This is a genomic window from Neobacillus sp. SAB-20_R2A, assembly GCF_049568635.1.
Lineage (GTDB): Bacteria > Bacillota > Bacilli > Bacillales > Cytobacillaceae > Neobacillus > Neobacillus citreus.
Map to the genome: position 1 here is coordinate 522,794 of NZ_CP145895.1, position 23,489 is coordinate 546,282.

Genomic DNA, 23,489 nt, shown 5'->3' on the forward strand with positions numbered 1-23,489 from the left:
TTGCTTGTTTTCTCCAGTTTTCGATAAAATAAAGAAGAGAAAATAAAATAGAAAAGGTGAGAACATGAGTCAATTATCTGAGTTTTTATCCAGTCATCATGATCAAAATGTCGAGGAATTAAAAGAATTGCTCAGGATTCCCAGCATAAGCTCCTTATCTGAGCATAAAGAGGACATCCAAAATGCAGCCACATGGATTGCCCATAAATTAGAAGGCATTGGCATGGAACATGTGCAAATCGTCCAGACAAAAGGGCATCCGATTATTTATGCGGACTGGCTTCATCAGGAAAATGCTCCGACTGTGTTAGTATACGGGCATTATGACGTCCAGCCGGTAGACCCAGTTCATTTATGGGAAACCCCTCCGTTTGAACCAACGATCCGCGATGAAAAGATTTATGCCAGAGGGGCAACAGATGACAAAGGACAGACGTTCTTACATATCAAAGCAGTGGAAACCCTGCTAGCGTTAAATGAAAAATTGCCGGTGAACGTAAAATTCTGCATCGAAGGAGAAGAGGAAATCGGAAGTCCTCATCTGCCACAGTATCTATCCGAAAATAAAGAAAAACTAGCTTGTGATGTAGTCGTGATTTCCGATTCTGATATGTGGGACAGAGGAGTTCCGGCTATCACTTATTCATTAAGAGGCCTGTGTGCACTAGAATTCTCCCTTAAAACAGCTAATTCTGATTTGCATTCAGGCATGTTCGGCGGGGGCGTTCAGAACGCCAACCATTTATTGGTGCAGCTGCTTTCTACGCTTCACGATGCAAATGGTAAGGTGAATGTGGACCATTTTTATGATGACGTCGAGGAACTGACAGAGTTTGAAAAGGAACAAATTAAAGCGTTGGGCTTTGATCAAGAAAAACTGAAAAAGTCGTTAGGATTAACGGAGTTAACGGGAGGGGAAAACAATTACCCATACCCAGAGAAAATCAGTTCCCGGCCAACCTTGGAAATAAACGGCTTATGGGGCGGATTCCAGGGGGAAGGGACGAAAACAGTCATCCCGAACGAGGCACATGCCAAAATCACCTGCCGTCTCGTCCACAATCAAAACCCTGAAAAGATTCAGGGCTTGATCAAAAAGCATTTGGAAGAGCATGCACCAAAAGGCTGCACATTACAAGTGACTCTACAGGATACAGGTAATCCATTCTTAACGCCAATCGACAGCCCGATGATTCAAAAAGCGGCTGAAGCATATGAAAAAGTGTATGGAAAGGCGCCTGTTTACAAAAGGGAAGGCGGCTCGATTCCAATTGTATCGGATTTCAACCAATCCCTAAATGTTCCTGTTGTCCTAATGGGCTTCGGACTGCCGGATGAAAATCTTCATGCTCCAAATGAGCATTTTAACCTGGAGAACTTTGATAAGGGCATTTTGACGATTTGTTCGTTTTTGGAACTGGTTAAAAAGTAATTCACATATAGAATAAGTGCCTGTCACCTCCCGCATTTTGTCTATTTCTTTGACATGATTCGGGACGTTGCAGGCACTATTTTTTTTACACACAAATTTGGTGCATGAGAACCGTCCCCATGAACCAACCCCATAGTATATCCTTAAACACTATTTGATATTAAAGTGCGTACTTACATCGTGATATTATCCAATTTATAATAAGTATACTAGGTAACGGTGACATCACAAATTAAATATCGGAATATTCCGACTGAAAATCGTGATATTAGGAGGCAGTCAATGATACGTTTTGGAATTATTGGAACAAATCAGATTACTGAGAAATTTATTAAAGCAGCTAGTTTGGTAGAGGGTTTTTCCTTAACCGCTGTGTATTCTCGAACTGAGGAAACTGCTATAAAGTTTGCCGAAAAGTATGGAGTTACGACCATCTTTACGGATATCGAAGAGATGGCAAGAAGTAAGGAAATTGACGCGGTCTATATTGCTAGCCCTAATTCTTTTCATTCAGAACAGGCCATTATATGTATGAACAATGGTAAACATGTTCTTTGTGAAAAGCCGATTGCATCGAATATAGCAGAATTACAAAATATGATTACAGCAGCAAAAAATAATAAAGTATTGTTAATGGAAGCTTTAAAAACAACATGTCTCCCCAATTTTAAAAGTATTCAGAACAACTTACATAAAATTGGAAAAGTTCGCCGGTATATTGCAAGCTTTTGTAAATACTCCTCCCGTTATGATGCTTATAAAGAAGGAACCATTTTAAATGCATTTAATCCTATTTTCTCCAATGGCTCTCTAATGGATATTGGCGTTTATTGTATATATCCAATGGTTGCTTTATTCGGAAAACCCTTACAAATCAAAGCCAATGGTTTATTGCTTGAGTCTGGAGTAGATGGTGAAGGAAGTATCCTTTGTAAATATAAAGAAAGCGAAGCCATTGTCGTACACTCCAAAATAACCACTTCCTATATCCCATCAGAAATTCAGGGAGAACTAGGAAGCATCATAATCGATCAAATTGAAACCCCGACAAATGTGCAAATTCGTTACCAGGATGGAAGTTTTGAAGATATTACTCAATTACAAGAAGATCATTCAATGTATTATGAGGTTAAAGAATTTATTGATTTAATTAATCGTAACCAATTTGAGTCTTCCATCAATTCTTTTAAAAATTCGCTAATGACACTAGAAATTATGGACGAGGCACGGAAACAAATTGGACTTGTCTATCCAGCCGATCTTGCGGTGTCAACCAACTCAATTTGAAGTTCAGGAAGAAATTTTTGAATGCTACTAATAAAGGAGTTGTCATTATGCAATTAATCATTGATTCAGCTAATCTAGATGAAATTAGGGAACTTGTTGACTATTATCCAATTGATGGGGTTACAACAAACCCCAGCATTATTGTAAAAGAAAAAAAGAATTTCTTGCAATTACTTGAGGAAATCAGAGAAGTAATAGGATGTAATAGAGAATTATTTGTTCAAACACTAGCTGATCATGCAGAAGAAATAGTGAAAGAAGCAAAATATATCCGTGAGAATATACTCGATAAATTAGTGATTAAAGTCCCTGTGACTAAAGAAGGAATCAAGGCAATCAAAGCATTAAGCGAAGCTGGTGTAAGAACAATGGCTACAACCATATATACGCCATTACAAGGATATATTGCAGCAAAAGCAGGTGCTGCGTATATTACACCATATGTTAATCGTATAGAAAAACTTGAAGGAAATGCTGTGAATGTGGTTAAGGAGATCGTACAAATATTAGAAAAACATCACTTTAACAGTAAAGTACTTGCTGCAAGCTTTAAAAATGTTCAACAAGTGCATGATGTTTGTCTAGTTGGGGCTCACGGTGTTACGATCCCTCCAGATATTTTAAGATTATGTTTTTCACATCGTGCAACGGAAGCAAATGTTAAAGTATTTATGGAAGATTGGCAAAAAGAATATGGTGAGAAGAGTATTGTAGATACGAATAAAATAAAAATTTAATAGAAAGTAGAGGTATTTTTGGATGATCAAAATTGCACCTTCCATTCTTTCAGCCAACTTTGCAAGGCTTGGAGATGAAATAAAAGATGTTGAAAAGGGCGGAGCCGATTATATTCATGTTGATGTTATGGATGGTCATTTTGTCCCAAATATAACAATTGGCCCACTAATTGTAGAGGCAATCCGGCCAGTCACAAAATTACCATTAGATGTTCATTTAATGATAGAAAGTCCCGAAAGATACATTGGAGCGTTTGTAAAAGCAGGTGCCGATATTATAACAGTTCATGTTGAAGCATGCACACATTTGCATAGTGTCATTCACCAAATTAAATCGGCAGGCATAAAGGCAGGAGTAGTATTAAATCCACACACCCCAGTCTCTTTAATTGAACATATTTTAGAAGATATCGACCTTGTATTGCTGATGACAGTAAATCCAGGCTTTGGCGGGCAATCTTTCATACATTCTGTTCTGCCAAAAATTAGACAGGTTGCAAGAATGGTAGGAGAGAAAAATTTGGATGTTGAAATTGAAGTAGATGGCGGAGTAAACGCGGAAACAGCCAAACTCTGCATTGAGGCAGGAGCGAATGTCCTTGTCGCTGGATCAGCGATATACAATCAATCTGATCGCGGTAAGGCAATTAGAGAAATTAGGAATTCGACTACCAATCTAGTGCAGAAGGTTTAACAATTTAATAAAACATAGCCTAATCCCCATCCTTCAAATTAGTGATGGGGATTAGTTTTACGTTATTGTTGTTCATTAAAAAGAATTTAGTATTTTGTTTGATTGCTCTGGTAAAGCGGTTTCAATATATTGCTTTCCCCATTCATGCATTGCCTCGAGAATCGGCAAAAGACTTCTTCCACGTTCTGTCAGTGAATATTCCACTTTTGGAGGAACAACCGGATACACTACCCGTGAAATGATCAGGTCATCCTCAAGTTCCCTTAATTGGCTTACAAGCATCCGATGAGTAATTCCCGGAATCATAGATTTTAATTCACCAAACCGTTTTGTTCCCTCTTTCCCTAAATGCCACATAATCAGCATCTTCCATTTGCCGCTAATAATCGATAATGTTAATTCCTTTTCACAATTAAAGATTTTCTCACATAAATGGCCCATTTTGTCTTCCTCCTTGCTCTCCTCAAGTCAGAATTATCAGAATTAAGTGTATTTTTCTATACTATATAATAAAAAAGTGCGTACTTACAAACAAAATTTTTTGAGATTATACTATTTTCATAAGAAACAATAACAAACTACTGGTAAATTTGTTGATAAAAGGGTTTTGGAAATCTAAAAATCAGGAGGGGAAAGCATGAATGGTGTAATGATTCCTAAGGAGTTTAAATCGGTCGTCAGTGATTTCAACAGTGTGAAGCCAGCGAAATTGGATTCGTTGACATTCGTTTTGTTTGGCGCAACCGGTGATTTGGCAAAGAGAAAAATATTTCCTTCGCTGTTTAATTTATTTTTGGATAGAAAAATGCCCGATTCATTAACCATCATTGGATTAGGCAGAAGAGAATGGTCCGATGAAGCATTTCAAAAACATGTTGAAAAATCACTGCAATCATTTTCTGAACGTTCCAATAATGTAGACGCTTACAAAATAAAGGAATTTTTACGTTTTTTTCATTATCGAGCTTTAGATGTTACGGAGCAAGAAGGTTATAAGCAATTACTATGTGTCATTCAAAAATATGAGGAAGAGTTGAGTATTCCTGAAAACCGTATCTTTTATTTATCCGTTGCCCCTGAGTTTTTTGATGTGATTGCCTTGAACATCAAAAAAAGCGGATTAGGGTCAAGCAAGGGATGGAAGCGTTTGGTGATTGAAAAGCCATTTGGGCATGATTTGAAGTCTGCGCAAGAATTAAATGCAAAATTAAGAGAAGCCTTTGAAGAAGATGAAATCTATCTTATCGATCACTATCTCGGCAAGCCGATGGTTCAAAATATCGAAGCCTTGGCGTTTGCAAACCCAATGCTGCAGGCGTTATGGAGCAATAAACATATTTCCAATATTCAAATTACCGCAAGCGAAACGGTCGGGGTTGAGGAAAGAGCGGGTTATTACGACCAGGCCGGTGCCATTCGTGATATGGTCCAAAATCATCTGCTTCAATTAGTGATGATGACTGGCATGCAGCAACCAGAAAAAATAAGTGCAGAAGAGATTCGCAAGCAGAAGATTAAAGTATTAGAACACTTGAGGCCATTAAATATGGACGATGTCGGAAGAAACTTGGTCCGTGGCCAATACAGTCTTGGGGAGATCAATGGAGAACCAGTTCCGTCCTACACGGCTGAACCTGGAATTAAGCCAACATCCATGAATGATACATTTATTGCTGCCCGTCTCTGGATTGATGATGCTTTTTGGGGCGGCGTACCATTCTATATCCGAACAGGAAAAAGAATGAAGGAGAAGTCTACTAGAATAGTCATTGAATTTAAAAATTCATTAACAGATTTATATAAAGAAAAAAATGAGAAAACACCTCCTAATCTGTTAATCATTGAAATCAGTCCAAATGAAAGTGTTTCCCTGCAATTTAATAGCAAAAATCCGTTAAATAACAGCAAAATTGAGCCTATTAAGGTAACCTTTTCTGCAAATAAAAAGGATGTCCCGGAGGCTTATGAACTCTTGTTATTTGATGCTCTAAATGGTGATTCCACGTTCTTCGTACAGTGGAAAGAGGTAGAACTGTCTTGGAAATGGGTGCAGCCTATTTTGGATGCGTTTGAGCAAAATGCTTTGCCGCTTCATGGTTATTCAGCCGGAACAATGGGTCCAAGGGCAGCAGATCAACTATTGGAGGAAGATGGATTTAATTGGTGGTAAGCAAAAAACAAGTGAAAGACAGGATGGGAGGAATGAGGAAATGAAGGCAAGAGTAGCCATCAATGGGTTTGGCAGAATCGGCAGGCTGGTTTTCCGCAAAGCGATTATGGACGATACACTTGATGTTGTGGCAATCAATGCCAGCTATCCAGCTGAAACCTTGGCCCACTTAATCAAATATGATACGATTCATGGCAAATTTAATGGTGACGTGATTCCTTCAGGCAATCACCTGATTGTAAACGGCCGCACCATTCAATTATTAAATAGCCGGGACCCTAAATACCTTCCTTGGAAGGAATATGATATAGATATCGTTGTCGAAGCAACCGGGAAATTTAATTCCAGGGAAAAAGCAGTGCTTCACTTAGAGGCAGGGGCAAAGAAAGTGGTGTTAACCGCCCCTGGAAAGAACGAGGATATAACGGTCGTGATGGGGGTCAACCAAGATCAGTTGGATGTTGAGCGGCATTTAATTATTTCCAATGCATCATGTACAACAAATTGTCTTGCCCCTGTAGTCAAAGTATTGGATGACCAGTTTGGGATTGAAAATGGTTTGGTGACTACAGTACATTCTTATACGAATGATCAAAATAATCTTGATAATCCACACAAGGACCTGCGGCGGGCCCGTGCCTGCGGACAGAGTATTATTCCGACAACAACCGGTGCGGCAAAATCACTTTCGCTCGTATTGCCGCATTTAAAAGGTAAATTGCATGGCCTTGCACTTCGTGTGCCAACTCCCAACGTTTCACTTGTTGATTTAGTTGTTGATTTAAAAACGGATGTAACTATTGATGACGTTAATCTTGCCTTTCTATATGCCGCGAACAGCTATTTAAACGGGATTTTGGAATACACAACCGAACCGCTTGTATCCATTGATTTTAATTCAAATTCTCATTCGGCCATTATCGATGGATTATCAACGATGGTCATCGGTGAAAGGAAAATTAAGGTGCTGGCATGGTATGACAATGAATGGGGTTATTCAGTCAGGGTTGTCGAGCTTGTGAAATTCGTGGCTGAAAAAATGGAAAAAGCAGCAAGAGTAAAGGTGAAATAGCAAATCAAAATCCCTGTAAACCCTTCCTACCGTAGGGATTTACAGGGATTTCTAATGAAAATGCTATTTTAACAATGAGATCAATCTGCCTCAATCAATTTCTTTTTTTCAACCAATACTGTATCCATGTAGTTCTTTCCCCATTCATACATTGATTCAAGAATAGGTAAAAGAGTCTTCCCCTGCTCGGTCAGTGAGTATTCTACTTTTGGAGGGACGACTGGATAAACTTCACGATGGACGATCTGATCATCCTCTAATTCGCGCAATTGATTGACAAGCATTCTTTGCGTAATTCCCGGCATCAAAGACTTCAGTTGATTAAATCGTTTTGTTCCTTCTTTGCCAAGATACCATAAAATCAGCATCTTCCATTTTCCGCCGATAATCTCCAGCGTCAATTCCTTTTCACAGTTAAAGGTCTTACTATCAATATGGCCCATCATCATTCCTCCCAAAATCATTATTAGTATATTAATTGATACTATATGAACTTAAAGTGCGTACTTACATAAAGGTATTATACTATTTATAATCATATTTGTACAGATGATTCAGAATTTACGGTGTATTCTGACTGTAGAAAATACGACAATCAAAAGGGGTGATGTTTTGGGAACTAGTAGTGTTGTAAAAGAAGGTGTTCATACCCTGGCAATGGATTTTCTTTCTGTCGCACAACAAGCAGCGATTGCTGCCTATCCTTGGATCGGGAAAGGCAATAAACATGATGCCGACCGCGCCGGAACAGAAGCGATGCGCAAACGCATGAATCTCATTGAAATGAGCGGACGGGTTGTGATTGGTGAAGGGGAAATGGACGAAGCCCCAATGCTTTATATTAACGAAGAGCTAGGGACAGGCCGGGGTCCATTGGTTGATATTGCCGTTGATCCAGTGGAAGGAACAACCTTTTTGGCAAAGGGACAGGAAAACTCGATCACAGTTCTTGCGGTAGCAACGAGGGGCAGTCTTTTACATGCACCGGATATGTACATGAAAAAACTGGCTGTTGGACCAAAGGCGAAAGGTCATATTAACATTCAGGCTTCTTTAACAGAAAATATGATTTCCGTCGCAAAGGCCTTAGGAAAGGATTTATCAGAATTAACCGTCATGATTCAAGATCGGCCGCGTCATAACCACTTAATGAAACAGGTCTTTGATGTCGGAGCGAGAGTGAAGCTATTCCCCGATGGAGACGTCACCGCTGCAATTGCAACAGCCATTGATGAATTAGGTATTGATATTTTAGTAGGTACAGGGGGAGCTCCGGAGGGAGTCATTGCTGCCACTGCTTTGAAATGCTTGGGAGGCGATTTCCAAGGTCAGCTGGCCCCGCAAAATCAGGAAGAATTTAATCGCTGTATCAAGATGGGAATCCAAGATCCGGAACAGGTCTTCACATTAGATGAAATGGTCCAATCAGATGATTGCTTTTTTGCTGCAACCGGCATAACAGATGGGATGCTAATGCGGGGGGTAAAGAAGAAAGAGAATGGTTTAATGCTAACCCATTCGTTCATTACCGGAAAAGGAGTAAGTGAAAGATATCAGTTGGTGGAAGCATACCATTCGTTCTGGAAATAAAATTTTTTTGCCAGTTGAAAAAAATGAATTGAAAAAAGGAGAGGTAATAATATGCCATTAGTTTCAATGAAAGAAATGCTGATTCATGCTAAAGAAAACCATTACGCAGTTGGACAATTTAATATTAATAATCTGGAGTTTACGCAGGCCATTTTACAAGCAGCCCAAGAGGAGAACTCACCGGTTATTCTAGGTGTATCCGAAGGGGCTGCCAAATATATGGGCGGATTTAAGCTGATTGTTACGATGGTGAAGGAATTGATGGAAGCCTATAAGGTGACAGTACCAGTCGCGATTCATCTTGATCATGGTCCAAGTCTTGAAATGTGTATTAAAGCGATTCATGCCGGATTTACTTCTGTTATGTTCGATGGCTCGCACTATCCGCTTGAGAAGAATATTGAATTAACAAAAAGGGTAGTGGAAGTGGCACATGCTGTTGGCGTATCGGTTGAGGCTGAGCTTGGCCGAATTGGCGGGCAAGAGGACGATTTAAGCGTTGAAGATGCCGAAGCGATGTATGCGATCCCTGCTGAATGTGATCAATTGGTCCGCGAAACTGGCGTAGACTGCTTTGCACCGGCGTTAGGTTCCGTCCACGGCCCATATAAAGGTGAGCCAAGACTCGGTTTTGACCGGATGAAGGAAGTGAAAGAATTAACGGGTGTTCCGCTTGTTCTTCATGGCGGCACCGGAATTCCAACAAAGGACATTCAAAGAGCGATTTCGCTTGGAACTGCCAAAATTAATGTCAATACAGAAAGTCAAATTTCAGCTACAAAAGCAGTTCGTGAAGTATTAAGTGCGAAGCCAAAAGAATACGACCCACGCAAATTCTTGGGACCTGCACGTGAAGCAATTAAAGATACAGTGAAAGGCAAAATGCGTGAATTCGGTTCTTCAGGAAAAGCTCAGCAAGCGGAAGCCTGCTTGGTGACAAACTAAGGGGCCAATATAGGGAGAAAGGGGAAGCATGATGATTGAGCAAAAGGTAGATTTGGATCTGCTATCCATTAACACGATTAGAACGCTAAGCATTGATGCAATTGAAAAAGCCGGAACAGGCCATCCCGGTATGCCGATGGGTGCAGCGCCGATGGCTTACACCCTTTGGACGAAATTTATGAATTATAATCCAAAAAATCCAAGCTGGTTTAACCGTGATCGCTTTGTCTTATCCGCAGGCCATGGATCGATGCTGTTATACAGTTTATTACATTTAACAGGTTATGATTTGTCTTTGGATGACTTGAAAAATTTCCGCCAATGGCAAAGTAAAACACCTGGGCATCCTGAATTTGGCCATACCGCTGGAGTGGATGCCACAACGGGACCGCTTGGGCAGGGAGTTGCAATGGCCGTTGGGATGGCGATGGCAGAAAGACATTTGGCATCCGTGTATAATCGCCCTGATTTCAATGTGATTGACCACTGCACCTATAGTATTTGTGGTGATGGGGATTTGATGGAAGGTGTAGCAGCCGAAGCGGCTTCACTTGCCGGTCATTTGAAACTTGGCCGTTTAATTGTGTTATATGATTCAAATGATATTTCCCTTGACGGAGATCTCCACATGTCATTTAGTGAAGGTGTTCAGGAGCGTTTCGAAGCATATGGCTGGCAAGTATTGCGGGTCGAAGATGGGAATGACGTGGAGAAAATAGCCCAGTCGTTAGCTGCTGCCAAGGCTAATCAAGAACAGCCAACCTTAATCGAAGTGAAAACAACCATTGGTTATGGTTCTCCTAATAAAGGCGGCAAGTCTGCTTCACATGGTGCTCCGCTTGGGAAAGCTGAAATAAAACTTGTAAAAGGGCAATACAACTGGGAATTTGAAGAGGATTTTTATATCCCAGAAGATGTAAAACTGTATTTTAAGGAGCTGGAAGAGGCATCCGGGAAGAAGGAACAGGCTTGGAATAACTTGTTTGCCAAGTATGAGGAAGCCTTCCCCTCTCTTGCAAACGAATTAAGATCTGCCATTAGCGGGCAGCTTCCTGAAGGCTGGGATGAGGATGTTCCGCAATATCAAGTTGGCAAAGATACACTTGCAACTCGTTCTTCGGGTGGAGAGGTGTTAAATGCCCTTGCGAAAAGAGTTCCGCAATTATTTGGCGGCTCGGCCGATTTGTCATCTTCCAATAAGACATTGTTGAAAGGTGAAGGAAACTTTAGTGCAGCAGATTATAGCGGAAGAAACATTTGGTTTGGAGTACGCGAGTTTGGAATGGGTGCAGCTGTAAATGGCATGGCACTGCATGGCGGCGTAAAGGTATTCGGAGCAACCTTCTTTGTTTTTTCTGACTACCTGCGCCCGGCAATCCGTCTTTCTGCGCTAATGAAAGTGCCGGTCATCTATGTATTCACACATGACAGCATTGCCGTCGGGGAGGACGGTCCAACGCACGAACCGATTGAACAACTGGCATCCTTACGGGCAATGCCTGGACTTTCAACGATCCGCCCGGCAGACGGAAACGAAACAGCCGCAGCATGGAGGCTTGCAATAGAAAGTACACAAGAACCGACGGCGCTCATCCTTTCCCGTCAAGATTTGCCAACACTCGTTGATGCTAAGACAGCCTACGAAGGTGTTAAAAAGGGAGCCTATGTTGTTTCCAAATCGAAAAATATGGATGGACTTTTACTCGCATCTGGTTCAGAGGTAACGCTTGCCATTGAGGCGCAAAAGGCACTTGAAAAAGAGGGAATTCGTGTTTCTGTGGTAAGCATGCCAAGCTGGGATCGCTTTGAAAAGCAATCGCAGGAATATAAAGAAAGTGTGCTCCCAAAAAATATTCCCGTGCGGCTTGCAATTGAAATGGGGGCTTCCTTGGGCTGGCATAAATACGTTGGTGATTGCGGAAGCGTCATTGCTGCAGACCAATTCGGCGCTTCAGCACCATCCGAGAGAATAATGGAGGAATATGGATTTACCGTTAAGAATATTGTTTCCCAGTTTAAAGCGCTTCTATAAGGTTCTATGAACAATTTGGATAAGGGCAGACTTCAAGCTTTTGAATCTGCCCTTTTTATGGAGGGTTTTGCATGAAAAAGATAGCGGTATTAACAAGCGGCGGGGATGCACCTGGAATGAATACAGCCATTCGTGCTGTTGTTCGCAGAGGGATCCACAAGGGATTAAATGTGTATGGAGTGGTAAATGGTTACAAAGGCTTGATTGAGGGCGATTTCACTCCAATGAGCCTAGGAAGTGTAGGGGATATTATTCATCGGGGCGGCACCATCTTAAAAACATCCAGGTGTGAGGAATTTAAGGACACAATCGTACAGCAGCAGGCAATTCAAAGATTAAGAGAAAACGGGATTGAGGGATTAATTGTCATCGGCGGGGATGGTTCTTTCAGGGGTGCAAGAAAATTAACAGAGTTAGGCTTCCCGACGGTTGGTATTCCGGGCTCGATTGATAATGATATCGCAGGGACAGACTATTCGATTGGATTCGATACGGCCGTAAATACAGCTGTTCAAGCAATCGATAAAATTCGCGATACAGCATTTTCCCATGAACGCACGTATGTCATTGAGGTGATGGGCCGAGGTGCAGGGGATATTGCCTTATGGGCAGGTGTGTGCGGCGGGGCGGAGTCTATCATTATCCCAGAAGCCGACTATGATTTGGAAGATGTGATTGATCGGATTAAGCAGGGGCATCAGCGCGGAAAAAGACACAGCATTATTGTAGTGGCAGAGGGTGTTGGCAAAGGGCTGCAAATGGGGAAAGAGATTCAAGAAAAAACCGGATTTGAAACAAAGGTTACCATACTAGGGCATATTCAACGAGGGGGTTCTCCAAGCGCCTATGATCGAATGATGAGCAGCCAAATGGGGGCACTAGCCGTTGATTTAATCATAGAGGGGAAAAAAGGTGTAATGGTAGGGGTGAAAAATGGCCAACTAACCCATACAACCTTTACGGAAATTGAAAAAGACCGACACAAGATTGATCTTTCTATTTACGAATTAGCCAGAAGCCTTTCTATTTAAGGAAAATATCCATCTTCAAAATTCAGAATAGGAGAGTGGCCAGATTGGAAAAAAAATATTGCATTCATTGCAGAACGCTCTATTCGAAAGAATCGATTTGCGGTATATGTGGAAAAAGTGAATTCCAGGATATAAAAATTATGATTCATCATCAAGAACAATCGAATCGGAAAAAAATTTTAGCTGAACACTCTATATCTTGTAAACTAGCGTAATCCCTCTTCCATTATGCAGGGGGATTACGCTCACGACTATATTTATACTTCTACCTTTTTTTCTTGATCACTAACATTTTGGATTGTTTCGATAAATTTCTGCATTGTATTTGTCAGGAATGAATCTGCCCGGCGAATAAAAACCGTTGTGATTTTGGAGTATTTTTCGGGAATATGATAGATTCGAACAACCCCATCTGCCTCCAAGAGACTAACCGTAGATTTTGGGATAATTGTAATCCCCAAACCGGCTATTACACTGCCCAAAATCGTCTCCCATGTGCCAAATTCCATGATTTTTGCATTGATTCTTCCCTCATCGCGGACCCAGCCCTCCAATTTTGAACGGTAGCTGCACCCTTGTTTGAAAACAAGGAGCGGCTTGTTTTTTAATTCCTCAAAAGGAACCTCTTCCTGGTTGGAGATTAAAACCAACTCCTCTTCAAAGACTTCATATTGAGCAATTTGTGGATGATTAAAATTTCCTGTCACAAATGCTCCGTCCAGTTTATAGCTGAGAATATCCTCGACAAGATCCTCTGTTACACCACTTACAAGAGACAAGTCAATGTTGGGATATTTCTTGTGATAGGCAGATAGAATCAGTGGAAGTTTGTATAATGTCTCAACAGTGCCTATTTCAAGGGTGCCAACCGGGTTATCCGAGTCTTGAACCACTTTTAACATCTCATCGACCATGGAAATAATTTTTTGAGCATAAAACAATAGTTTTTTCCCTTCCGAATTGATAACCATGCCGCGGCTTGAGCGGTGAAATAACTCGGTTTGAAGTTCTTCCTCCAGCTGCCTGATCCTTACGGTTACATAGGATTGAACATAATTTAAGCTTTTGGCGGCCTTTGAAATGCTTCCGAATTCAGCTACCTTTTGAAAAATCCGCAAATCCTTAATTTCCATGGCTATTCCCCCGTATTAATTTGTTATTCCTATTACCACATTGCTAATAGAGATAATATTTCTAATAGAGATAGATAGTATCTCTTTTAATCATTTTACTTGATGGCAGAAAGGTCGTAAGATGTTATTAAAGAATTAAGAAAATTTAAATTATTGAAAAAGGAGAGCAGAAACGATGAGCAAAAAAGACTTTGATGTAATTGTAGTTGGCGCAGGATCGATGGGAATGGCAGCAGGTTATTACCTGGCCAAACAAGGTGTGAAAACATTATTGGTAGATGCATTTGATCCGCCTCATACGAATGGCAGCCATCACGGTGACACTCGGATTATCCGCCATGCCTATGGTGAAGGACGTGAGTATGTACCGTTTGCCTTAAGAGCCCAAGAGTTATGGTATGAACTTGAGAGAGAAACACATCATAAGATTTTTACAAAAACCGGTGTTTTAGTATTTGGACCTAAGGGTGAATCTGACTTCGTTGCTGAAACGATAGAAGCTGCCAGCATTCATGGGTTGGATGTTGATTTACTAGAAGGCGAAGAAATTCATCAGCGCTGGCCGGGTGTAACCGTCCCTGAAAACTTTAACGCAATCTATGAAAAAAACTCCGGCGTCTTATTCAGTGAAAATTGCATTCGCGCCTATCGCGAGCTAGCTGAAGCAAATGGTGCAAAAGTGTTAACACATACAAGGGTTGAGGATTTTGAGATTTCCGAGGACTCTGTCAAAATCCAAACTGAATTTGGTTCCTTTACCGGCAGTAAGTTGATTTTGAGCATGGGGGCTTGGAACAGCAAACTTCTATCAAAATTAAATATTGATATTCCATTACAGCCTTACCGCCAAGTTGTTGGGTTCTTCGAATGCGAAGAATCACAGTATAGCAATACCCATGGTTTCCCGGCCTTCATGGTTGAAGTACCGACAGGCATCTATTACGGGTTCCCAAGCTTCAGCGGCTGCGGTTTGAAAATAGGATACCATACTTTCGGTCAAAAAATCGACCCGGATACAATTAATCGTGAATTTGGGATCTATACGGAGGATGAAGGAAATATTCGCAGATTTCTAGAAGAATACATGCCGGGTGCTACTGGAACTCTTAAAAGAGGGGCAGTGTGCATGTACACAAAAACACCTGATGAGCATTTTGTGATTGATTTGCATCCACAGTACTCCAATGTGGCAATCGCAGCAGGCTTCTCCGGCCATGGATTTAAATTCTCAAGTGTTGTTGGTGAAACGCTAAGCCAACTAGTGACAACTGGCAAAACCGAACATGATATTTCTCTTTTCTCTATCAATCGCCCTGCTTTAAAACAGAAAGCAAAGATCTAATAGATTATTAAATTGCCATTATCCTAGAACGATTAAAAAAATAATAAATTTAGAGGTGCAAAAATGAGCGAAAAAACATTAACCCAAAGCCAATTAACTTATTTAGATGCAAAACCGGGCATTCAATTAATTAAAGCAGGAACCTATAAATTAAATGAATTAAGCGTATTGCGGGGAACACCTGAGTTAAAGGGACAAATCCTTGATGTGCCGATTACAGATAAAAAACAAGTATTAACAATGGGTTACTATGCACTCCAGCCTTCGGTTGATTATTCTGCAGAATTTACGTTTATCGAAATTAAAGTTGTGACCAAAGGTAAAATGGTTGTCCGCGATGTAGAAGGAAACAAATATGTGGCAGAAGTAGGGGACGTATTAGTCTTCTCCCCTAATACAACGGTTATTTTCGATGGTGAAAGTGATGGCGAAGTGGTTTACTTCAAAAATGTAGAGGCAAATCCTACTTATTTGTAATAACCAAACTTATTTAAAAAAGCATTGACAATTACAAACAGAATGATTATTCTGAAAATAATAAAATTGAATAGGGCGGATGATTGTTGTGGGAGAGTGTAATATCTACATCTACCACCGAAGGAGCAAGTTCCAAAAAAACCCTTGGAACCAATCTCTCAGGTAAAAGAACCATAACAGGACGCACCTCTGGAGAGCGTATTTGAAAATGCCACCAAAGGAGAAAGCTCCAAATGTTGGAGTTTAACTCTCAGGTAAAAGGACAGAGAAGGGATGATTTTACACCCCTTTTCTGTCCTTTTTTGTTTTTTTTAAAGCAATTATGGAAAAATGGAGGAATTGTCAATGAGTTTACAACAAAACGATTCAACAATTTTTGAGGCAATTGAAAGTGAGAAAAATCGCCAGCTTCATACCTTGGAATTAATTGCATCCGAAAACTTTGTCAGCCCGGATGTTTTAGAAGCAATGGGAAGTGTGATGACGAATAAGTATGCCGAGGGTTATCCAGGTAAGCGCTATTATGGCGGCTGTGAATTTGTGGATGTCGCAGAACAGGCAGCGATTGAACGGTTAACTAAATTATTCGGCGCCAAATTTGCCAATGTCCAGCCACATTCCGGTGCACAGGCCAATACTGCTGTATTTTTTGCCCTGCTTCAACCAGGCGATAAGATTATGGGGATGAATTTATCGCACGGCGGCCATTTAACTCACGGCAGTCCGGTAGCAATGTCAGGAAAATGGTTCGATGTTGTTTCTTATGGGGTAAGAGAAGACAATCACCTGATTGATTACGATGAGCTGGAAGAAGTTGCGAAAAGAGAACAACCAAAATTAATTATCGGCGGTACAAGCGCCTATCCGAGAGTGATTGATTTTGCGAGATTTAGACAAATCGCCGATCAGGTTGGCGCAAAACTGATGGTTGATATGGCACATATTGCCGGACTTGTTGCTGCAGGTCTCCATCCTTCTCCCGTTCCATATGCGGATGTTGTGACCAGCACCACTCATAAAACATTGCGCGGCCCACGAGGCGGAGTGATTTTAACAAACGATGAAGAAATAATCAAACAAATAAATAAAGCTGTTTTTCCGGGAACTCAGGGCGGGCCGCTTATGCATATTATTGCCGCTAAGGCAGTTGCTTTCAATGAAGCATTGCAGCCAAGCTTTAAGGAATATGCCAAACAAATTATTGAAAATTCAGCTGCACTGGGAGAGGCGCTTAAGCAGGAAGGGGCAGCGCTTGTATCCGGCGGGACTGATAATCATATTGTGCTCCTCGATGTGCGTCCATGGGATTTAACAGGAAAAGAAGCAGAGAAATTGCTTGAAGAAGTCGGGATTACAGTTAATAAAAACACCATTCCATACGACCCGAAAAGCCCGTTTGTGACAAGCGGAATCCGCATGGGAACAGCCGCGTTAACAACACGTGGAATGAAACAAGAGGAAATGGTGCAAATCGCAAAAGTGATCGCAGCCGTTCTTAAGAGCAAAGGGGATTTAGCCGTAATCGAACAGGGGAGAAAGACAACAAAAGCAATTTGCGGGAGATTTCCATTATTTCAACAGCCAATCACTGTGTAAGAAAGGGGTAGCTTAATGGAGTATCAAAGCTGTTTTGACATCATCGGCCCGATTATGGTTGGGCCATCGAGTTCCCATACAGCCGGTGTTGTATCAATTGGGAAATTTGTTTATGAGTTGCTTGGAGGGTCCCCGCAAAGGGCGGATATTACTTTCTATGATTCGTTCTCCGAAACATACCAGGGACACGGAACGGATAAAGCGCTTCTTGGCGGCCTGCTTGGGATGAATACAGATGATACCAGAATTAGATATGCGGTTGAATTAACCAAACGATACGGGCTTCACTATGAATTTAAATTTGAAGATCGCTGCCCTTATTACGATCATCCCAATACAACTGTTATTAGGGCAAGACGTGCGGGCCATTTTGTTAAAGTAGGCGGTGTATCATTAGGCGGCGGTTTATCAAAAATCTTTATGATTGATGATGAAATAGTTGATATTCGATTAAGCACAAGTGATGATTTTTCAGAAATCGCAGCAAAATTTCGTTCCAATCCTTTTCATGAAGCAATCTTGGAGGGTGTATGATGGATTTTCGGTCAATGAACGAGCTTATTGAACTTTGTAACCGTGAACGGAAAACAGTTGGCGAAATGATGCTGATGGTGGAAATGGAAAAATCAGGCCGTGACAAAGAGACGATCATCGATATGATGGCAGAGCGGTTAATTAAAATGAAGCAAGCAGTGGAGACCGGTGTAGAAGATGCTTCCCCGGCACCAAGCGGTATTTCCGGCGGTGATGCCGTCAAGATGAGCGAATATGTAAATAACGGGAAGGGCTTATCAGGTCCATATATTAACGATGCAATGACGTTCTCGATGGCAACATCTGAAAGCAATGCACGGATGGGCGTGATTGTGGCGACGCCAACGGCCGGGGCAGCCGGTATTTTACCGGGGGTTTTATTTTCACTGCGAAAGAATGACGACACCTCCTATCGGGATTTAGTCATGGGTTTGTTTACCGCAAGTGCACTCGGATATGTGATTGCCAACCGCTCCTTTATCTCTGGAGCGGCAGGAGGATGCCAAGCGGAGGTTGGTTCGGCCACCGCAATGGCGGCCGGCGCAATTGTTGAATTAAAGGGCGGGACACCAGAGCAGGTCGTAAACGCCACCGCAATCGCGATGAAATCCCTTTTAGGGTTAGTATGTGACCCGGTCGCCGGTCTCGTAGAAGTTCCTTGCATTAAGCGAAACGTGATCGGCACTTCGATCGCCTTTTCAGCAGCCGACCTGTCGCTGGCCGGAATTGAAAGCCGGATCCCATGTGATGAAGTCATAGAGGCAATGTACAAAATAGGCAAAGAAATGCCGCGCACACTAAGGGAAACGGCACTCGGCGGACTGGCGATGACGGACACGGGAATAAAATTAAAGGATCGGTTACTTTGCAGAAACACTTAAGACGGAGGGGCTTAGATGAGTACAGATACAGTATTAAAGCGGACACCGCTTTTTGAAACTTATAAAAAGTACGGCGCAAAGGTCATTGATTTTGGAGGCTGGGAGCTTCCGGTTCAATTTTCCGGAATTTTAGAAGAACATGAGGCAGTCCGTAATGAAGCAGGCCTGTTCGATGTTTCACATATGGGTGAGGTCCTTGTAGAAGGAAAAGATGCTGAGAGCTATATTAATTACCTCGTAACAAACGATGTAACCAAGCTTCAGATCAACCAGGCACAGTATACGGCCATGTGTTACCCGGACGGCGGTACAGTCGATGATTTACTAGTTTACAAGTTAGCGAGTGAAAAGTATCTGCTTGTGATTAATGCGGCAAATATTGAAAAAGATTACGAGTGGATGAAACAGCAGGTACAAGGGAATGTTGCCTTAACAAATATTTCTTCTGACACTGCCCAGCTTGCCATTCAAGGTCCAAAAGCCGAAAAGATTTTACAAAAAGTAACCGATACAAATTTAGCGGAAATTGGCTTTTTCCATTTTGCTGATCATGTCACGGTTTCCGGGATCTCTGGTGTACTAGTCTCGCGCACCGGCTATACGGGAGAGGACGGATTTGAGCTTTATTTAGCGGCAGACAAAGTGGAAGCGCTTTGGGAGAGACTCTTAGATGCAGGAACAGAAGATGGCTTAAAGCCTTGCGGACTTGGGGCCCGGGATACACTCCGCTTTGAAGCCCGTTTAGCACTGTATGGTCAAGAGCTTTCCAGCGACATCGGACCGCTGGAAGCAGGCATTGGGTTTGCCGTAAAAACAAACAAAGAATCAGCATTTTTAGGTAAGGAAGTACTCGCTAAGCAAAAAGAAGAAGGATTAAAACGAAAAATAGTCGGAATCGAAGTGACAGGGAGAGGGATCCCGCGGCATGGCTATAAAGTATTTTCTGAAGGCGGAGAGGAAATCGGCTTCATTACATCGGGAACCCATTCCCCGACATTGAAGAAAAGTTTAGGCCTTGCCCTTTTAAGCGCGGAATTTGCAGCAGTTGGAACTCAGGTTAAGGTAGAGATTCGCAATAAGCAAATTGAGGCAGTTGTTGTGAAAACACCTTTTTATAAAAAGAATTAGGTTCATTTTTTCCGAGATTGATTGGTTTTACAGGAATGACTAAATTTTGAAAACTAGGGTGGAAGGAAGGGTTCATATGACAAACGCAACAGCAAACCTTTTATATAGCAAGGAGCATGAGTGGGTATTATTATTGGGTGAAAATCGTGTGCGAATCGGAATCTCTGATTATGCACAGCACCAGTTGGGGGATATCGTTTTCGTTGAGAATCCAGCAGAAGGCGATGAATTAACGGCTAACGAAACAATCGGGACAATTGAGTCGGTTAAAGCAGTTTCTGATATTTACTCACCTGTATCCGGTACCGTTGTAAGTGTCAATGAGGAACTGGAAAGCGCTCCTGAGACGATTAATGAACAACCATATGATGCCGGCTGGCTGGTGGAGGTAGAATTGTCCAATCCAGAAGAATTAGAATCGCTTTTAAATGAGGCTGAGTACCAGGCATTTATTAATGAAGGAGAGGAATAGGATGACAGCGACTTATCGATACCTTCCTGATACAAAAGAAGATCAAGCGGAAATGCTTGAATTGTTAAATGCTTCGTCTGTGGATGCCTTATTCGAGGATTTACCGGAGGAGATTCGTCTTGATGGTGAGCTAAATATACCGGAAGCAGTTCCTGAACCGCTTTTGTTGAAAAAAATGCAACAGCTTGCTGGGCAAAATATAAATGCCAATCAATACCCGACGTTTCTTGGTGCAGGAACCTATGACCATTACATCCCAAGTGTAGTGAATCACATGATATCCCGCTCTGAATTTTATACAGCCTATACACCCTATCAGCCGGAAATCAGCCAGGGTGAACTGCAGGCGATCTTTGAATTTCAAACAATGGTATGCGAACTGACAGGAATGGATGTAGCCAATTCTTCGATGTACGATGGGTTTACTTCATTGGCTGAAGCAGCCTCACTTGCAGTTGCTCATACGAAGCGCTCTAAAGTAATTGTGTCAGAGGCCGTTCATCCTGAATCCCGCGCCGTTCTGAAAACGGTAGCTGTGGGACAGACATATATAATGGAAGAAACTCGTCTTGATGGTGATGTAACAGACTTAAAGAAGCTTGAGGAACAAGTAGACCAAACCACTGCGGCTGTGATTGTCCAATACCCAAATTTCTTTGGTTCGATTGAAGATTTAGCGGAAATTAAGAAAATTGCAGCGGCAAAAGGGGCTCTGTTTATTGTCAGTGCCAACCCGCTTGCGCTGGCACTCTTGGAGGCACCGGGAAATCTCGGGGCGGATATTGTGATCGGTGATATGCAGCCATTAGGAATCCCAATGTCCTATGGCGGTCCGCATTGCGGTTATTTTGCCGTTGATAAAAAGTTGATGCGTAAAGTTCCAGGCCGGATTGTCGGGCAAACGTCAGATGATCAAGGGAAACGCGGCTTTGTGTTGACCCTGCAAGCAAGGGAGCAGCATATTCGCCGTGACAAAGCGTCCTCCAATATCTGTTCCAATCAGGCATTGAATGCCCTTGCTTCTGCCATTTGTATGTCGGCACTTGGAAAACAAGGGATTCGCGACATGGCCCAGCTGAACATTGAGAAAGCTGCTTATATGGCCAAACGGTTAAAAGAAAAAGGCTTTATTATTGAAAATCAGGCACCATTCTTTAATGAATTTATCGTTGAGCTGCCGCTTCCGGTCAAGCAAGTAAATGCGAAGCTTCTTGAAGCAGGCATCATTGGCGGGTTTGATTTGGGAAGTGAGTACGGGTTCGAAAATCAAATGCTTGTTGCTGTAACTGAGCAGCGGTCGAAAGAGGAGATTGACCAATTTATCAATGTATTGGAGGCAGTTGTAAATGGTTGAGTATAGTGAGTTAATCTTTGAAGTCAGTCGGCCGGGCCGTGTTGGTGCCAGCCTTCCGGCAAGCGATGTTGAAAAAGTTGATTTGCAAGAACTGCTTCCTAAGCATTTGATCCGTCAGGATGCAGCGGAGCTGCCGGAAGTATCAGAACTTCAGCTGGTACGCCATTATACAGCACTTTCGAATAAAAATCACGGGGTTGATAATGGGTTCTATCCACTTGGTTCTTGTACGATGAAATACAACCCGAAAATTAACGAGGATGTCGCAAGGTTTGACGGCTTTAGCCGCATTCATCCTTATCAGCCAGTTGAAACCGTACAAGGTGCTCTTAGGCTTCTATATGAATTGCAGGAAGAATTAGCTGTCATTACCGGAATGGATGCCGTTACATTGCAGCCTTCTGCCGGTGCTCAAGGCGAATGGACCGGGTTGATGATGGTAAAAGCTTATCATGAGCAAAAGGGAGAAAAGAGAACAAAGGTACTTGTTCCCGACTCGGCCCACGGAACCAACCCTGCCAGTGCAACCGTTGCTGGTTTTAAAACGGTAACCATTCCATCAAATAAAGATGGGTTGGTTGACCTGGAAGAATTAAAGAAACATGTCGATGGTGACACAGCTGCATTAATGCTGACAAACCCGAATACACTTGGATTATTTGAAAAAGAAATCCTCGATATTGCCAAGATTGTCCATGAAGCAGGCGGGTTATTGTATTACGATGGAGCCAATGCGAACGCGATTTTAGGGAAAACGACTCCAGGCAAAATGGGCTTTGACATTGTCCATTTAAATCTTCATAAAACCTTTACAACCCCTCATGGAGGCGGAGGTCCTGGCGCAGGTCCGGTCGGTGTCAAGAAGAAGCTGATTCCGTTCCTGCCTGTACCGCGTGTTGACAAAGACGGCGACCGCTATGTGCTGGATACGAATCAGCCATTGTCAATCGGCAGGGTAAAAGGCTATTATGGGAATTTTGGCATTCTTGTTCGCGCGTATACTTATATTCGGACAATGGGACCTGAAGGATTGCGCCAAGTATCGGAAAGTGCTGTGCTTCATGCAAATTATCTTCGTAAGAAACTTGAGCCGTATTTTGAGGCTCCATATTCACAAGTTTGTAAGCACGAATTTGTTTTATCGGGATCGAAACAGAAAAAGCTTGGTGTCAGGACTCTTGATATGGCTAAACGCCTGCTTGATTTCGGCTATCATCCGCCGACTATCTACTTCCCGTTGAATGTAGAAGAATGCTTGATGATTGAACCGACCGAAACAGAGTCAAAAGAAACATTGGATGCTTTTGCTGATGTGATGATTCAAATTGCTAAAGAAGTCGAAGAAAATCCTGGTGTGGTGCTGGAGGCCCCGCATACAACCGTGATTGGACGATTGGATGAGGTACAGGCGGCAAGGCAGCCAATCTTGCGCTATAAAAAGGAAGCAAGCAAAGAAACTGTAAAATCTTAACCGTTCATAGTTAAAAAAATAGGCCACCACGTATGAAAAGAGGCGGATTGTTATTACTTTCATTCGTGGTGGTTTTAAACAAACTGAATCAATTTTTGACTCGATTCGTTC

At 42.0% G+C, this 23,489-nt stretch carries 22 protein-coding genes and 2 riboswitches; of the genes, 19 read left to right on the top strand and 3 right to left on the bottom strand.

Going from position 1 to position 23,489, the window contains the following annotated elements; all coding sequences use genetic code 11:
- Positions 1 to 64 precede the first annotated feature (64 nt).
- From V5M37_RS02580 to rpe, 4 genes are all read left to right on the top strand, one after another.
- A complete protein-coding gene (locus tag V5M37_RS02580; RefSeq protein WP_423800627.1) occupies positions 65 to 1,432 on the top strand; it encodes a dipeptidase in 1,368 nt (455 codons plus the stop codon).
- A 282-nt stretch (positions 1,433 to 1,714) separates the two neighbouring features.
- The gene (locus V5M37_RS02585; RefSeq protein WP_423800628.1) at positions 1,715 to 2,719 is read left to right on the top strand and encodes a Gfo/Idh/MocA family protein; all 1,005 of its coding nucleotides are present in this window, start codon (positions 1,715 to 1,717) and stop codon (positions 2,717 to 2,719) included.
- A 47-nt stretch (positions 2,720 to 2,766) separates the two neighbouring features.
- On the top strand, positions 2,767 to 3,456 hold the full coding sequence (locus V5M37_RS02590; protein ID WP_423800629.1) for a fructose-6-phosphate aldolase: 690 nt from the start codon (positions 2,767 to 2,769) through the stop codon (positions 3,454 to 3,456).
- A gap of 22 nt (positions 3,457 to 3,478) precedes the next feature.
- Complete coding sequence (gene rpe / locus V5M37_RS02595) at positions 3,479 to 4,150, top strand: ribulose-phosphate 3-epimerase (RefSeq protein ID WP_423800630.1); 672 nt, start codon at positions 3,479 to 3,481, stop codon at positions 4,148 to 4,150.
- 75 nt (positions 4,151 to 4,225) lie between these two features.
- Here the strand turns inward: rpe and V5M37_RS02600 are convergent, their stop codons facing one another.
- Positions 4,226 to 4,591, bottom strand: coding sequence for a winged helix-turn-helix transcriptional regulator (locus V5M37_RS02600; RefSeq protein ID WP_423800631.1), 366 nt, complete (start codon positions 4,589 to 4,591; stop codon positions 4,226 to 4,228).
- Positions 4,592 to 4,859: 268 nt separating this feature from the next.
- On the opposite strand from V5M37_RS02600, the gene zwf reads away from it, so the two are divergent.
- Positions 4,860 to 6,320: a glucose-6-phosphate dehydrogenase gene (zwf, locus tag V5M37_RS02605; protein ID WP_423802562.1), complete on the top strand. Its 1,461-nt coding sequence runs from the start codon at positions 4,860 to 4,862 to the stop codon at positions 6,318 to 6,320.
- Between the two features lie 40 nt (positions 6,321 to 6,360).
- Positions 6,361 to 7,392, top strand: a complete 1,032-nt coding sequence (locus V5M37_RS02610; RefSeq protein WP_423800632.1) for a glyceraldehyde-3-phosphate dehydrogenase — start codon at positions 6,361 to 6,363, stop codon at positions 7,390 to 7,392.
- A gap of 80 nt (positions 7,393 to 7,472) precedes the next feature.
- Here the strand turns inward: V5M37_RS02610 and V5M37_RS02615 are convergent, their stop codons facing one another.
- Entirely contained in the window at positions 7,473 to 7,835 is a 363-nt protein-coding gene (locus V5M37_RS02615) for a winged helix-turn-helix transcriptional regulator (RefSeq protein WP_423800633.1), read from the bottom strand.
- Between the two features lie 214 nt (positions 7,836 to 8,049).
- Here V5M37_RS02615 and glpX point away from each other — a divergent pair, with 214 nt between their 5' ends.
- From glpX to pfkA, 4 genes are all read left to right on the top strand, one after another.
- The gene (gene glpX / locus V5M37_RS02620) at positions 8,050 to 8,982 is read left to right on the top strand and encodes a class II fructose-bisphosphatase (protein WP_423802563.1); all 933 of its coding nucleotides are present in this window, start codon (positions 8,050 to 8,052) and stop codon (positions 8,980 to 8,982) included.
- Positions 8,983 to 9,033: 51 nt separating this feature from the next.
- The gene (gene fba, locus V5M37_RS02625) at positions 9,034 to 9,927 is read left to right on the top strand and encodes a class II fructose-1,6-bisphosphate aldolase (RefSeq protein WP_423800634.1); all 894 of its coding nucleotides are present in this window, start codon (positions 9,034 to 9,036) and stop codon (positions 9,925 to 9,927) included.
- A gap of 31 nt (positions 9,928 to 9,958) precedes the next feature.
- Positions 9,959 to 11,959: a transketolase gene (tkt, locus tag V5M37_RS02630; protein ID WP_423800635.1), complete on the top strand. Its 2,001-nt coding sequence runs from the start codon at positions 9,959 to 9,961 to the stop codon at positions 11,957 to 11,959.
- A gap of 71 nt (positions 11,960 to 12,030) precedes the next feature.
- Entirely contained in the window at positions 12,031 to 12,990 is a 960-nt protein-coding gene (gene pfkA, locus V5M37_RS02635; protein WP_423800636.1) for a 6-phosphofructokinase, read from the top strand.
- 257 nt (positions 12,991 to 13,247) lie between these two features.
- On the opposite strand, the gene V5M37_RS02640 is transcribed toward pfkA, so the two are convergent.
- A complete protein-coding gene (locus tag V5M37_RS02640) occupies positions 13,248 to 14,123 on the bottom strand; it encodes a LysR family transcriptional regulator (protein WP_423800637.1) in 876 nt (291 codons plus the stop codon).
- Positions 14,124 to 14,298: 175 nt separating this feature from the next.
- Here V5M37_RS02640 and solA point away from each other — a divergent pair, with 175 nt between their 5' ends.
- The 9 genes from solA (at position 14,299) to gcvPB (ending at position 23,378) form a co-directional block, all read left to right on the top strand.
- Positions 14,299 to 15,465, top strand: coding sequence for an N-methyl-L-tryptophan oxidase (gene solA, locus V5M37_RS02645; protein ID WP_423800638.1), 1,167 nt, complete (start codon positions 14,299 to 14,301; stop codon positions 15,463 to 15,465).
- A gap of 63 nt (positions 15,466 to 15,528) precedes the next feature.
- Positions 15,529 to 15,942: a hypothetical protein gene (locus V5M37_RS02650; RefSeq protein WP_213147528.1), complete on the top strand. Its 414-nt coding sequence runs from the start codon at positions 15,529 to 15,531 to the stop codon at positions 15,940 to 15,942.
- A 79-nt stretch (positions 15,943 to 16,021) separates the two neighbouring features.
- Positions 16,022 to 16,126, top strand: a riboswitch (glycine riboswitch).
- 3 nt (positions 16,127 to 16,129) lie between these two features.
- Positions 16,130 to 16,210: riboswitch (glycine riboswitch) on the top strand.
- 77 nt (positions 16,211 to 16,287) lie between these two features.
- Positions 16,288 to 17,538 carry a serine hydroxymethyltransferase gene (gene glyA / locus V5M37_RS02655; protein WP_423800639.1) on the top strand — a complete coding sequence of 417 codons (1,251 nt, stop codon included), beginning with the start codon at positions 16,288 to 16,290 and terminating at the stop codon, positions 17,536 to 17,538.
- Positions 17,539 to 17,553: 15 nt separating this feature from the next.
- Positions 17,554 to 18,072: a serine dehydratase beta chain gene (locus tag V5M37_RS02660; protein WP_423800640.1), complete on the top strand. Its 519-nt coding sequence runs from the start codon at positions 17,554 to 17,556 to the stop codon at positions 18,070 to 18,072.
- Positions 18,072 to 18,953, top strand: a complete 882-nt coding sequence (sdaAA, locus tag V5M37_RS02665) for an L-serine ammonia-lyase, iron-sulfur-dependent, subunit alpha (protein WP_423800641.1) — start codon at positions 18,072 to 18,074, stop codon at positions 18,951 to 18,953. Before V5M37_RS02660 ends, sdaAA begins: the two co-directional genes overlap by 1 nt.
- Positions 18,954 to 18,968: 15 nt before the next feature.
- The gene (gene gcvT / locus V5M37_RS02670; RefSeq protein WP_423800642.1) at positions 18,969 to 20,081 is read left to right on the top strand and encodes a glycine cleavage system aminomethyltransferase GcvT; all 1,113 of its coding nucleotides are present in this window, start codon (positions 18,969 to 18,971) and stop codon (positions 20,079 to 20,081) included.
- Positions 20,082 to 20,157: 76 nt separating this feature from the next.
- On the top strand, positions 20,158 to 20,553 hold the full coding sequence (gcvH, locus tag V5M37_RS02675) for a glycine cleavage system protein GcvH (RefSeq protein ID WP_423800643.1): 396 nt from the start codon (positions 20,158 to 20,160) through the stop codon (positions 20,551 to 20,553).
- Between the two features lies 1 nt (position 20,554).
- Positions 20,555 to 21,907: an aminomethyl-transferring glycine dehydrogenase subunit GcvPA gene (gcvPA, locus tag V5M37_RS02680; RefSeq protein ID WP_423800644.1), complete on the top strand. Its 1,353-nt coding sequence runs from the start codon at positions 20,555 to 20,557 to the stop codon at positions 21,905 to 21,907.
- Entirely contained in the window at positions 21,900 to 23,378 is a 1,479-nt protein-coding gene (gene gcvPB, locus V5M37_RS02685) for an aminomethyl-transferring glycine dehydrogenase subunit GcvPB (RefSeq protein ID WP_423800645.1), read from the top strand. The genes gcvPA and gcvPB overlap by 8 nt, the downstream gene beginning before the upstream one ends.
- The last annotated feature ends 111 nt before the right edge of the window (positions 23,379 to 23,489 follow it).